Genomic DNA, 12,728 nt, shown 5'->3' on the forward strand with positions numbered 1-12,728 from the left:
GAGGTGATGTGGATGGCCTGCTGAGCGCGGACAGCGCTCGTCACGGAGACAGTCATCGGTCACACCTCCCGTTCCTCACCAAGTCGACAGCGGCAGCCGGCGGCCGCCTCGCGAAGTGGTTCTCACTCTAGAGCGGCGCATGCTCGGCCACCATCGATTTTTATCGCGGTGCGTCGCCCGGAGACGGGAGTCCGGACGTGCCCGAGAACTCTCCGGACCGCTCGCGCCCGGGAGACGTCGGGCGCCGGTACCCCATTTCGTCGGCTGCTACGGTCCGTCGCATGTCCCGCTCCGACACCCCGCGTCTCCTCGAACTGCTGCGGCAGAACCCCCGCGCTGCCGAACTGGCCGCCTTCCCCTTCGACTTCGATCTCGGCCGGGCCGAGCACGGGGAGGAGGTACGGCTGGCGTCGGGCGCGCCGCTGACGGGGATCGCGGGCGACGACACCGGCGGAACCTACTTCCTCAGCGGCGCCGACGGCGGCGTGCTGTACGCGGACTCGGACGGGCGGGCGGGGCTGATCGCCGAAAGCGTCGCCGACGCACTGGAGTTGGTGGCCGGCCTCCCCGGCTGGCGGGACCACGTGCGGCTCTCGCCCGGAACGGCGGCGGACGAGGTGATCGCGGCCGTCGGAGCGGCGGAGGCGGACATCCGCGCCTCCTACGCCCCCGAACTCGACGCCGGTCGCGGGGAACTCCTCGCCGCCCTGGGGCTGACACCGCCGCCGCCCGCCGAACTCTTCGCCCGCATGCACCGCGCCCTGCGCCGTACCGAGCCGGACCATGTGCTGTTGCTCGCCGACGAGGGCTGCGCCCACGAACTCCTTGACCCGCACCCTCGGCTGTCGCCGGCGGAGACCGTGCTTGCCGTCTGCCGGGCGGCCCTGGACCGTCTCCGAGCCAATCGGGGCGCCTGGCGGGAAGTCGCCTTCGCGCCGGTGGCCGGCGCGAGAGGGTCGGGGGAACATGACGCGCACGCGGGCCGCCGCGCCGGGGTCCTGCACGCGGCACGGTACGACCGGAGGGCCGCGCACCTGCCCCTCCTGCGTCATCTGCTGGAGCAGGAGACCCTCTGCCGCGGCAGGGCCGCCCTCGGCGGGATGGGCGAGGAACTGCACCTCGCCGTGTTCCTGGTGGCCCGCCTCCGCGCCGAGGAGGACCTCCACAGGCTGTACGCCGCCCGCTGCGCGAACTTCGACACCTGGTGTGCCTTGTCCGACCTGCCGCTGGGCCTGTCGGGCAAGGGCCGTGGCGAGGAACCGCGCTGGGAGCCCGAGGCTCTGGAGAAGTGGGTCGCGGCTCTCGACACCCCCGAGTGGTTCGGCGACGACCCGGGGCACGAGCCGATCGAGACGTGGATCGCGCTGGGCCGCCGCCAGGGCCACACGGAACTCGCTCGTACGGCCTTGATACGTGCCCTCGACGACATCGGTCCCGCTGACACTGCCGAACTTCCCTGGATCACGGACGAGTTCACGGCGCTCGGTGACTTCCGGCAGGCCGCGCGCGCCCAGCGCCTGTACACCCGGCTGCAGGACACCGATCCCGGCCGCAGGACCGCGTACGTCCGTCTGGCGGCCCTGGAGCGCCAGTCCGGCGACCTCGACGAGGCCGGTGCCTCACTGCGGCGCGCACTCGCCACCGTCGACAGCCCGCCGGGCCAGGACCAGCCCACGCTCTTCGACGTCGAAACGACTCCCGAGGACCAGAGTCCCGACTGGAGCGACACCGGCGTGGGCCTCGATGTCACCGAGGAACACCTCCGTCTCGCGCACGCAGCCGCCGACGCCGGACTCCCCGCCCTCGCTCACCGGTCCCTCACCACTGGCACGACTCTCCTCAACACCCTCCACCGCCCGCCCCCGACCTTGTTCCACGTGGCCCAGGGCGCGTCCCTGGCCTGCGGCGACACCGATTCGGCCGCCCGCTGCGCGGCACTGGGGAGCCGGGAGGAGCAGCGCATCGCCGAGTTTCCGTACGCCCTGGACGATGACGACGACCAGCCCCTCCTCTGCGGGCGTTCCAGCCACCGGTCCCGCGGGTGGTGCATGACTGGTCCGGTGATGGCTGCCTCACCCACCGCCGAACCTACTCATCCGTCGCGCAGGACGACCCGTTCAAACTGAAGTCGTCGGGCGCGTGGTTCCCGCCCCCGTGTGTGCCCACGAACCCGAAGGCGAAAGACCCGTGCGCCGCCACCGACTTGTTGTAGCTCTTCGCGCTTGCGGTGACCTGCGTGCCGGACTGGTGCGGGGTGGCGTCCCAGGTCTGGCCGATGCGCTGGCCGTCGTCGAAGGTCCAGGCCAGTTGCCAGTCGGTGAGGGCGTCGTCGGTGGTGACGGTGAGGGTCGCCTGGAAGCCGTCGCTCCACTCGTCGTCCAGGTGGTAGGCGACGTGACAGGTGGGGTCGGCGGCGTGGGAGGCCGTGGCGGTGGGGCCGGGGGCGGGCGCGGAGGCGCTGCCGCGGTGTTCCGGGCTCGGGGTGGCGCGGCGGGTGCGGCTCTTCGGGGCGCTCGGGGTCGGGGTGACCGGGAGCGTGCGGGTGGTGGCCGGGGCGGCCGAGCGGGAGGGGGCGTGGGTGGGGCGGGTGGTGCTGGGGGCGGCGACGGGGCGCTGGTCGTCGTGCGCGGCGGCGGCCTCGTCGCCGTCCGAGGTGCCGAACGGCATCAGCGAGGCGCCGAGTGCGACGACGGAGATCAGACCGGCGGCGGCGAGCAGGCCGCCGCGCACCGCGCGGGCGCGGGACGCGTCCCGGGCGGGGTCGCCGGGGTTCCGGGAGGAGCCGGCCGCGCCGAGGCGGACCTCGGCGGCCCGGCGGCGGCGCTCCAGATAGGCGAGGCCGCCCCAGCCGACGACGCCGCCGGCCAAGGCCGCGGGCAGGGCGCCACCCTGGAGACGCAGACAGGCGGCGGCCTCGGCGCAGGGCACGCAGGTGGCGAGGTGGCGGGAGAGGTCGTCGGGCTCCTCGGCGCCGGGCGAGCGGGTGACGGCGTCGAGCAGCCGGGCGTAGCTGCGGCACTCGGCGTCCAGCGGGGTGTCCCGGTGGGCGCGGTGGCAGCGCTCGCGGAACAGCACGCGTACCTGGTCGAGTTCGGTCTCCACGGTCTGTGGGTCGAGGCCCAGGCGGCGGGCGACGACGGTCAGCGGGAGCGCCTCGACCTCGGCGAGCCAGAGCAGCGTGGCGTCCGCCTCGGGCATGTCCCGCAGGCCGCGCAGTGCGATCGGCCGGGTGAGGGGCGGCCCGGAATAGCGCGCCGCGGTCTCGGAGTTGAGCCACAGCCGCAGATCGGGGTCCAGCCCCTGCCCCTTCCCCGCGCTCTCCCACTCGGCGGCCGTCTCCCGTACGGCGGTGAGGAGTTCGGGTACGACGGGCAGCCGGGCGGGGCGACGGCCCGGTCCGCGTACGGCCGTTCCCTCCGCACGCAGGCGTCGTACGCCCAGCGTGAAGGCCTCGTCGGCCAGCTGACGTGCCGTCATGGAGCCGGAGGTGCACAGGTCCGCGTACGACAGGACCGCGTCCCAGCATTCGGAGAACAGCGCGCTCTCGTCGGCGTCCTGAGGGGTCGGCAGGTCGGACAATCGGACTCCCGCGTCCACGAAGAGGTCAACTCACCACAGAGGCGATGGAGTTGGCGATACCCCGCGGCGGCAGGAGCTTTTCACGCCGCCGAGGCGGCTGACAAGCGGACCGTTCGAATCCGGTGAGCCTCCGGTCGCTCGGCGTGACCGCGCGCGCCCTTCCTCGGACTCGCCACTCCTCCCAGGGATACGGGAAAGGGCGCCCGCGCGTTCAGCACGGGCGCCCGCGCACCTCGACACCTCACCGCCGCACGGCGGTTGTCACGCCTCCACCGGCTCCTGGGCGGGCAGGCTGTCCATGAAGGAGCTGACGGAGAACACCGCGTTGCCGGGTCCGGGCGGGCCGTAGCCGGGCGGGGAGGAGAGGCCGAAGTCGTCCATGGTGGCGCGGTAGGCCTCCAGCAGCCGGATGTGGTACTCCAGCGGCGCACCCTGCGGGTTGGCCTTGCCGAGCGGGGTGGTGGGCTCGGGGCACCAGGTGGTGAAGCGGGGCGTGATGCCCTGCGACATGAAGAAGCGCAGGCCCTCGGTGGTGGAGGCGATGGCCTCGTCGACCGTCTTGAAGCCGAAGGGCTCGGCCATCTCCACGCCCGCCACGAAGTTGGGGATCACATTGCGCGCGCCGAACACGTCGGCGGAGTCCAGGATGCGCTTGTGCCACTCGTCCCGGCCGACGTACCGCTCCTTGCCGGGGCAGTACATCTTGAACAGATACTCGTCCCACACCTCGAAGTTGGGGTGGTAGATCTGCACGCCGTAGTCCTTGAAGCGCTGCACGTCCGCCTTGGGCAGCGCCTGGGCGACCACCTTGCCGATCCAGCGGCCGGGGAAGCGCTCCTCGATGGCCTTGGCGTAGTGGCCGTAGAAGTCGGCCTCGTCGCGCCCCGAGACCGTCTTGGTGATGGCGCCGCCGGTCAGGGTGTAGGCGGTGGACGCCTTCTGGGTGTCGTACCGGTCGATGATCTCCAGCGCCTCCAGGACCTCTTCCACGTCCTTGACGCCGGTGTACGGCCGCCCTGCCGCCTTGTGCTGGCGCCAGTTGTGGTTGATGTCGCAGTACTGGCACTCCTCCTTGGCGCCGAAGTACTGGCAGACCCGGAAGACGGTCAGATAGATCAGATAACCCCACTGGATGGTGGGGGCGACCTCCATGACGGACTTCCCGTTGGAGAGGGTGTGCCGGTAGTACTCCGGCATCGGGGGAACCCCGACGTCGGAGATGCGCTTGCCGTCCAGGTAGAGGCCGAGCTGCCCCTCCTCGTCGGCGGCGACCCGGTAGGGGGAGGCGGGGTTCACCCGTACGGAGACCACCGTACGGCGCAGCCCGTAGGGGCCGCCGGTGAGGATGATCTCCTCCGGGGGCCTGCGCAGTGCGGCCTCGCCCAGCTCGGGCAGGGTGCCGTGGTCGAAGGAGAAGATGAAGTACGACTTCGGCTTGACCTCGCCGTCCTCGTTGTCGCTCAGGGCGGAGGCGTCGAAGGCGACACCGCCCCGGAGCAGGTCCTCCTTGATGACGGCTTCCCGCGGCACATGCGGGAACCGTTCCATCAGATCCTCGACCAGCGCGGTACGGCTGCCCATCCGTATCTCCTCCCGGCTCAGGCGTTCACCCCTCACCGTATGCCCCCGCTCCCGGTGGAGGCGTCCCGGGGGCGGCTCCGCGCGTGGTGTCTTCGCCGGTACGGCGCCCCTGACGTGCGGTGCACCGTCCCCTGGGTGATCTTCCCCAGGGGACCGCGGGGTGAGAAGGTCGGGCCGAAGAGCACTCTCGGAGGGGACGACGACGATGACGGAGACGGCGCGCACGGCCGGCCGGCAGGCGGTCACCAACTGGGCCCGCAACATCACCTACACGGCCAAGGAGTTCCACCGGCCCGGGTCGGTGGCGGCGCTGCGGGACCTGGTGGCCGCCGCCGCGCGGGTACGGGTGCTGGGCAGCGGTCACTCGTTCAACACGGTCGCGGACCCCGGCGGCGAGGGCGTGCTCGTCTCGCTGGCCGCGCTGCCGCCGGTCATCGACGTGGACACCGAGGCCCGTACGGTCCGGGTCTCGGGCGGCGTCCGGTACGCCGAACTCGCCCGCGCCGTCCACGAGCGGGGGCTCGCGCTCGCCAACATGGCCTCGCTGCCGCACATTTCGGTGGCGGGCTCGGTGGCGACCGGCACGCACGGCTCGGGTATCGGCAACGCCCCGCTGGCGTCGGCGGTCCGGGCGGTCGAGCTGCTCACGGCGGACGGCACGATGGTCGAACTCGCGCGCGGAGAGGCCGGGTTCGACGGCGCGGTGACCTCCCTCGGCGCGCTCGGCGTGGTCACCGCGCTCACCCTGGACCTGGAACCGGCCTACGGGGTCGAGCAGCACGTCTTCACCGAACTGCCGCTCGACGGGCTGGACTTCGAGGCGGTCGCCGGATCGGCGTACAGCGTCAGCCTGTTCACCGACTGGCGTGCACCGGGCTTCCGTACGGTGTGGGTGAAGCGGCGCACCGACCAGGCGCCGGTGGACTTCCCGTGGGCGGCGCCCGCGACCGAGGCGGCGCATCCGGTGCCGGGGATGCCGGCGGTCAACTGCACCGGGCAGTTCGGTGTGGCGGGGCCCTGGCACGAGCGACTTCCGCATTTCCGGGCCGAGTTCACGCCGAGCAGCGGAGCCGAGTACCAGTCCGAGTACCTGCTGCCGAGAGCCGCCGCGCCGGACGCGCTGCGCGCGCTGGAGGCCGTCCGCGCGGAATTCTCCGGCCCGCTGCTGACCTGCGAAGTCCGCACGATCGCCGCCGACACGCAGTGGCTGAGCCCCGCCTACGGCCGCGACTCGGCGGCGCTGCACTTCACCTGGGCGGACGACCTGCCGGCCGTACTGCCCGCCGTACACGCGGTGGAGGCGGCCCTGGACCGCTTCGCGCCGCGCCCGCACTGGGGGAAGGTGTTCCGGACGCCCCCTTCCGTGCTGCGCGAGCGGTATCCGCGCCTGGCCGACTTCCGGGTGCTGGCATGGGAGTTGGACCCGACGGGCAAGTTCACGAACGCGTTCGTGCGGGAGGCGCTGGAGCTGTCGTAGCGGCTTCCTAGATACCCTAGGATTCTGCCGAGAAATCCTAGGGAGGTGGGCCCATGGCCCGTGCGGGCATCACCGTGGACCGGCTGGTCGCGGCCGCCGCCGAACTCGCGGACGAGTCCGGCTTCGAGAACGTCACGCTGTCCGCGCTCGCGCGGCGCTTCGGCGTGAAGGACGCGAGCCTCTACTCGCACGTCCGCAACCTGCACGACCTGCGCACCCGGCTCGCGCTCTTCGCCGGCGGCGAGCTGATCGACCGCATCGCGGCGGTGGTGGCCGGGCGCGCGGGCCGCGACGCGCTGACCGCGTTCGCGGGCGCCTACCGCTCCTACGCCCTCGACCACCCCGGCCGCTACGCCGCCACCCAGATCCGCATTGCCCCGCCCCTGATCGCCGACTCCCCCGCCCTGCGCCGCACCGCCGAGATCACCTACGGGATGCTCCGCGCCTACGACCTGACGGAACCCGACCTCACCGACGCCGTCCGCCTGCTGCGCAGCACCTTCCACGGCTACTGCGTCCTGGAATCAGCGGGCGCCTTCGGCGCGGACCGGGACGTCTCGGCGTCCTGGGAGAAGGGGGTGGAGGCGCTGCATCGGGCGCTGACGCACTGGCCGAGGGAGACGGGCGCTGCGTGAGGAGCGGCTCGCCCGTACTACTGGTGGCACGGGGCATCCCAGCGGTTCGGGTCGCAAGTAGGATCGGCTTGAGACGAGGCCGAACCCCACGGCTTCGCGGTCCCTGCGTCATGTGGGGGTGGCCCCCGAGAACGCGATTGGCGAGGCCAACTCTGGTCCCCGCGCATGCGGGGGTGGTCCCTCGGTGTTCGACGCGCGCGCCGTCGGGGCGGGCTGCCGTATCGAGTCGCCGAGTTCCTGGCCTCCCGGTTCGGCAGTCGGTTGCTGGGGTTCCCTGGCGGGCATCTCGGCGCGCTGGAGTATCCGGTGGAGTTCGCGGAGCGGCTGACCGGGGTGCTGCTCGGGGGGCTAGCTTCGGGGGTATGAGGAGCGACCCTGGTACGAGCGGCGATTCCGGTACGAGCCGCGATTCCGGTACGAGCGGCACCGCCTCGCTGGCCGAGGCCCTCGCCGTCGGGACGGTCGTGCTGGACGGTGGTCTCTCCAACCAGCTGGCGGCGGCCGGGCACGATCTGTCGGACGCGTTGTGGTCGGCGCGGCTGCTGGACGAGCGGCCGGAGGCGGTGGCCGAGGCGCATCTGGCCTATTTCGCGGCGGGCGCGGACGTGGCGATCACCGCGAGCTACCAGGCCACCTTCGAGGGGTTCGCCAGGCGTGGGACCGGGCGGGAGGCGGCCGCGCGGCTGATGGCGTCGAGCGTGGAGCTGGCCCGGGAGGCGGCCCGGCGGGCGGACGTGGCGCGGCCGCTGTGGGTGGCGGCGTCGGCGGGGCCGTACGGGGCGATGCTCGCGGACGGCTCGGAGTACCGGGGGCGGTACGGGCTGAGCGTGACGGAGCTGGAGCGGTTCCACCGGCCGCGTCTGGAGGTGCTGGCCGGTGCTCGTCCCGACGTGCTGGCCCTGGAGACCGTGCCGGACACCGACGAGGCGGTGGCGCTGCTGCGCGCGGTGCGCGGGCTCGGGGTGCCGGTGTGGCTGTCGTACACCGTCGAGGGGCGGTACACACGGGCCGGGCAGCCGCTGGAAGAGGCGTTCGGGCTCGCGGCCGGCGTGGACGAGGTGATCGCCATCGGCGTCAACTGCTGCGCCCCCGAGGACGCGCTGTACGCCGTCGAGACGGCCCACCGGGTGACGGGCAAGCCGGTCGTGGTCTATCCGAACAGCGGGGAGTCCTGGGACGCGCAGGCCCGGGGGTGGGACGGGCGGGCAAGCTTCGACGCCGGTCTGGTGGATGAATGGCGGGCGGCCGGCGCCCGCCTGATCGGAGGGTGCTGCCGGGTGGGGCCGGAGATGATCAGGGGGGTGGCGGAGCGGCTGGCAGGGGTACGGCGCCTTCGCTGAGGGGACGGGGCCGACCTCGCCGAGCGGCCGGCGCCGACGGGGCCGACCTCACTGAGCGGCGGGGCCGACGGGGCCGTACGCGCCGGCCGGCCCCTCACTCGTACCGGTACTTCAGCGATTCCGCCTCGTCCCGCTCGATGTCGGCGATGCTCAGCTCCGGCATCCGCAGCTGGGCGAGGGTCACCTCGGCCGAGGTCGGCTGGGCGTCCGCCGGAAGCCACTGCTCCGGCTTCCAGGCCCCGCTGCGCAGGAGCGACTTGGGGCAGTGCGGGTAGACCTCCTCGATGCCCACCACCAGGGCGCTGGCCGGCGGCTTGCCCACGGCGGTCAGCCGCGACAGCAACTCCGGGCGGGTGGAGACGCAGGCGCGGCCGTTCACCCTGAGCGTCGTGGTGCGCCCCGGGATGGCGAAGAGCAGCCCGGCCCGTCCGGTGGCGATGACGTTCTGCAGGGTGTCCAGACGCTTGTTGCCGGTCGCGTCCGGGATCGCTACCGTCCGTGCGTCCAGGACGGCGACGAATCCGGCGGGGCCGCCGCGCGGGGAGACGTCGCAGTTGCCCTCGGCGTCCGCGCTGGCGACCAGGACCAGCGATGAGCAGCCGATCAACCGCCGGGTCTCGTCGGTGAGTTCGGTCATCTGCTTGCGTACGGCCGCGTCGCTGGGGAGCGCGTAGGCCTGGCGGAGCGTCTCCGGGTCGGGCACGGCGTCGAGGCGGAGCGAGTCGAAGGCACTGCCGGCCAGGGTGGGTGACATGGCCCCAACAGTAAGCGCCGATCTGTTCTTGATCCAGATCGGCCGATCCGGATCGGCGGACCCGGGCCGACGGACCCGGGCCCGTGGAACCCGCCGCCTCAGTCCCTCCGCGTCGCCGACACCCGCCGCAGCCGGCGTACCGCTGCGGACAGGTCGGCACGGGGAATGCGGACGATGGACGGGGTGGGGGTGGGGGTGGGATCCCCTAGGGCCCGTAGGGGTGGGGCCGTGGCCCATAGGGCGATCTCGGGGTCGCGGGGGCCGTGGACGACGTCGGGGCCGTCACCGTCGTCGAAGACCCTTACGGGGTGGGTGGCGTCCCATGCGGGCCAGCCGGGGTCGCCGGTGGTGGCGAAGCGGACCCAGGCGGCGTGCATGGTGTCGGCGAGGTGCTGTGGTCCCCCGTGCCCGGCCAGCTTGACGGCATCCGGGACCTCGCCGGTGTCGAAGACGAAGCCCAGCTCCAGGGCATGGCAGGCGCCGAGGCCGGGGCGCCGGGACGGCCAGGCGAACTCGTAGAGGTGCGCGGCGCCGGGACGGGCGTCGGCGATGCGGTGCAGCGGCACGCGCAACATGTGGTCGGTCACCATCTGGCCGACGATTTCGGCGGCCCCCGCCCCCGGGCGCAGGGCGCGGTAGCCGCGCGGCACCTCGTGGCCGACCCGGCACCGGGCCATGGCCCCCGCCAGCGCGACGGCGCCGAGCCGGTCCACGCGTTCGACCAGGCCGCCGGGGACCAGCCACAGCCGGTACTCGTCCCGGGTCCAGCCCATCAGCAGCTCCACGCCGGGCGCCGCCGTACCGTCGACCAGCGCCTGGAGCGGGTCGGCGGGGACGAGGTCGCCGTCCGGGACGATGCCGAAGGCGGGGCCGCCGAGTACGGGACTGCTCAGCCGCCCCACCTCGGCCTGGGCGCGCAGCAGCAGATCGCGGTCGACGGCGGCGAAGGCGGCCGCGGTGGCCGGGACCTTCAGCCGGGCGGCCATACGGCGCACCATCCGCCGCACCTTGTCGCGCTCGGAGACCTCCGGCGCCCCGCTCTGCAGCACGGCCCGCCGCACCAGCCCCCGCGTCTCGGGCACGGCGAGCAGGACGCCGACGCTGATGGCACCGGCCGACTGGCCGGCCAGGGTCACGTTCGCGGGGTCGCCGCCGAAGGCCGCGATGTTCTCGTGCACCCAGCGCAGGGCGGCGAGCTGGTCGCGCAGGCCGGGGTTGGCGGGCGCGTCCGGGAACAGTCCGTAGCCCTCGATGCCGAGCCGGTAGTTGACCGAGACGAGGACGACCCCGTCGCGGGCGAAGGCGCCGCCGCCGTACACCGGCACCGCCGAGGAACCCCTGGTCAGGGCGCCGCCGTGCAGCCAGACCAGGACGGGGAGCCGGGCGCCGGGCCCGGGTTCGGGGGTCCAGACGTTGAGGTTGAGGCACTCGTCGCCGGGGATCACCGGGTCGGAGAGGTAGCCGGAGAACGCCTCGGAGTACGGCACCTGCGGCGCGGTCGGGCCGTAGTCCCCGGCGTCGCGCACCCCGTCCCAGGGCGCGGGCGGCTCGGGGGGCCGGAAGCGGCGGGGGCCGAAGGGGGGCGCGGCGTACGGGATGCCCCGGAACACGGCGATGTCCTGCTCGTACCGGCCGCGTACGGCCCCGTGCAGCGTGCGGACCACCGGGTCCGTCCGGTCTGTGGTCATCGCCCACCAGCCCTTCGCCGCGCACATGTGCCGATCACACACAGAGCGTGTGGCGATCACCCATGGCACCACATATGAGAGCACCACATGTCAGAGCGCCACACAGGGCGGGTGTATTCCCTTGCACCGACCGGTGCGACGCGCCCGCCTGCACCGACCGGTGCGACGGCCCCGCCCGTACGCCGCGCCGGCCCGCTCACCGCTCCGGGCGCCCCCGGTCCGTGCCGCCCTTGGGCGTGTGGTGGGTGTTCCTGGCGTGGGCGCGCAGCCGTCCGGTGATGTCCTCGGGCGGCAGGAAGCGGGACCAGCGCTCGGGGAACTCGGAGGGCATGTCGGGGTCGTCCGGGTCGCTGTCGCGGGCCGCGGCGGCCCGGGCCACGTACTCGGCGATCTGCACCTCGCGCTGGCGCTCGTTGGCCTCGCGCGCGGCGGCGGTGGCGGCGGCGGGCCAGACCCGGTCGATGGCGGCGTTCACCGCCGCGCCGACGAGCACGGCGAAGGCGGACACACCGATCCACAGCAGCACGGCGACGGCGGCCGCGAGCGAGCCGTAGATGGTGGCGCCCTCGATGGTGTGGGTGAGGTACACCCGCAGCAGGAGGCTGCCGAGGACCCACATGGCGAGCGCGACCAGGGCGCCGGGCACGTCCTCGATCCATGGGGAACGGACCGGGACGGAGACGTGGTAGAGCGTGGTCAGGAAGACGATGGACAGGACGATGACGACGGGCCAGTAGAGCACCTGGACGACCGTCGCGGACCAGGGCAGCACCCCGACCACCGCGTCAGGGCCGGCCACCATCAGCGGCAGCGCCACCGAGCCGATCAGCAGGGCCACGATGAACAGCAGGAACGCCATGATGCGGGTCTTGACGATGCCCCGGACGCCGTCGAGGCCGTACATCACGGTGATGGTGTCGATGAAGACGTTCACCGCGCGGGAGCCGGACCACAGGGCGAACAGGAAGCCGATGGAGATGACGTCGGGTCTGCCGCCCTTCATCACGTCGTCGAGGATCGGCTCGGCGATCTCCTTGACGCCCTTGTTCGACAGGACGGTGCGCGAGGCCTCCAGGAGGTTGGTCTCCAGGCTGTGGATGGTGTCGGCGCCGGTCCAGTCGTCCACGTAGCCGAGGAGGCCGATGAGGCTGAGCAGCAGGGGCGGGACGGACAGCAGCGTGAAGAAGGCCGCCTCGGCCGCGAGGCCCAGGATGCGGTACTCCATGCAGGAATTGACGGTGTCCGTCAGCAGCAGCCAGGCGGTCCTCCGCTTGGAGACGTTCCGGTAAAGGGCTCTGGCCCGGTGGAGGCGGCCCCGGAGCCGCTCGGGGGTTTCACTTGCTGACTGCACGTCCTAACGGTATCCGGCGCGGCGCGCGGCCCTCACCTCGCGGGGCGGAACGCCTCACCTCACCGGGGCCGGACGGCTCGCCTCGCGGGGCCGGAATACCTGTGCCGCGCCGACGATGAGCGTGCATGTGCCCGGGCGGGTACGGCCGGTCGGCCGGTCCGCGCGCGCCGGCGGGCCGGTCCACGCACCGGGCTCCACGCGCCGAGCGCCACCGTACGAAGCCGGACGCCACCCTACGGAGTCACACGCCCGTCCGCCCCTCGACGCCCCGCCCGGTCGCGGGGGTGGTGCTGCGCCGACACGGCACCACCCCCGCCCCTCGG

9 protein-coding genes are annotated in these 12,728 nt (G+C 73.1%); 4 read left to right on the forward strand and 5 right to left on the reverse strand.

What is annotated here, in order from left to right; genetic code table 11:
- Positions 1–281: 281 nt before the first annotated feature.
- Complete coding sequence (locus AB0898_RS12595; RefSeq protein WP_366802872.1) at positions 282–2,126, forward strand: hypothetical protein; 1,845 nt, start codon at positions 282–284, stop codon at positions 2,124–2,126.
- Here the strand turns inward: AB0898_RS12595 and AB0898_RS12600 are convergent.
- On the reverse strand, positions 2,089–3,579 hold the full coding sequence (locus AB0898_RS12600) for a cellulose binding domain-containing protein (RefSeq protein WP_366802873.1): 1,491 nt from the start codon (positions 3,577–3,579) through the stop codon (positions 2,089–2,091). The genes AB0898_RS12595 and AB0898_RS12600 overlap by 38 nt on opposite strands.
- Positions 3,580–3,840: 261 nt before the next feature.
- Positions 3,841–5,160 carry a radical SAM protein gene (locus AB0898_RS12605; RefSeq protein WP_366802874.1) on the reverse strand — a complete coding sequence of 440 codons (1,320 nt, stop codon included), beginning with the start codon at positions 5,158–5,160 and terminating at the stop codon, positions 3,841–3,843.
- Between the two features lie 205 nt (positions 5,161–5,365).
- Between AB0898_RS12605 and AB0898_RS12610 the strand changes: the two genes are divergently transcribed.
- The 3 genes from AB0898_RS12610 to mmuM all read left to right on the forward strand — a co-directional run bounded on the left by AB0898_RS12610 (position 5,366) and on the right by mmuM (position 8,612).
- Positions 5,366–6,637 (forward strand): FAD-binding protein, encoded by a 1,272-nt coding sequence (locus AB0898_RS12610; protein WP_366802875.1) that lies wholly within the window; start codon positions 5,366–5,368, stop codon positions 6,635–6,637.
- Positions 6,638–6,690: 53 nt separating this feature from the next.
- On the forward strand, positions 6,691–7,272 hold the full coding sequence (locus AB0898_RS12615; protein ID WP_366802876.1) for a WHG domain-containing protein: 582 nt from the start codon (positions 6,691–6,693) through the stop codon (positions 7,270–7,272).
- Between the two features lie 362 nt (positions 7,273–7,634).
- Positions 7,635–8,612 carry a homocysteine S-methyltransferase gene (gene mmuM, locus AB0898_RS12620; protein WP_366802877.1) on the forward strand — a complete coding sequence of 326 codons (978 nt, stop codon included), beginning with the start codon at positions 7,635–7,637 and terminating at the stop codon, positions 8,610–8,612.
- 94 nt (positions 8,613–8,706) lie between these two features.
- Here the strand turns inward: mmuM and AB0898_RS12625 are convergent, their stop codons facing one another.
- The 3 genes from AB0898_RS12625 to AB0898_RS12635 all read right to left on the reverse strand — a co-directional run bounded on the left by AB0898_RS12625 (position 8,707) and on the right by AB0898_RS12635 (position 12,405).
- Positions 8,707–9,366 carry an MSMEG_1061 family FMN-dependent PPOX-type flavoprotein gene (locus AB0898_RS12625; RefSeq protein ID WP_366802878.1) on the reverse strand — a complete coding sequence of 220 codons (660 nt, stop codon included), beginning with the start codon at positions 9,364–9,366 and terminating at the stop codon, positions 8,707–8,709.
- 98 nt (positions 9,367–9,464) lie between these two features.
- Positions 9,465–11,054: a carboxylesterase family protein gene (locus tag AB0898_RS12630; protein ID WP_366802879.1), complete on the reverse strand. Its 1,590-nt coding sequence runs from the start codon at positions 11,052–11,054 to the stop codon at positions 9,465–9,467.
- A gap of 196 nt (positions 11,055–11,250) precedes the next feature.
- On the reverse strand, positions 11,251–12,405 hold the full coding sequence (locus AB0898_RS12635) for a YihY/virulence factor BrkB family protein (protein WP_366802880.1): 1,155 nt from the start codon (positions 12,403–12,405) through the stop codon (positions 11,251–11,253).
- Between the last annotated feature and the right edge of the window lie 323 nt (positions 12,406–12,728).

The organism is Streptomyces sp. NPDC005435 (assembly GCF_040703155.1).
Taxonomy (GTDB): Bacteria; Actinomycetota; Actinomycetes; order Streptomycetales; family Streptomycetaceae; genus Streptomyces.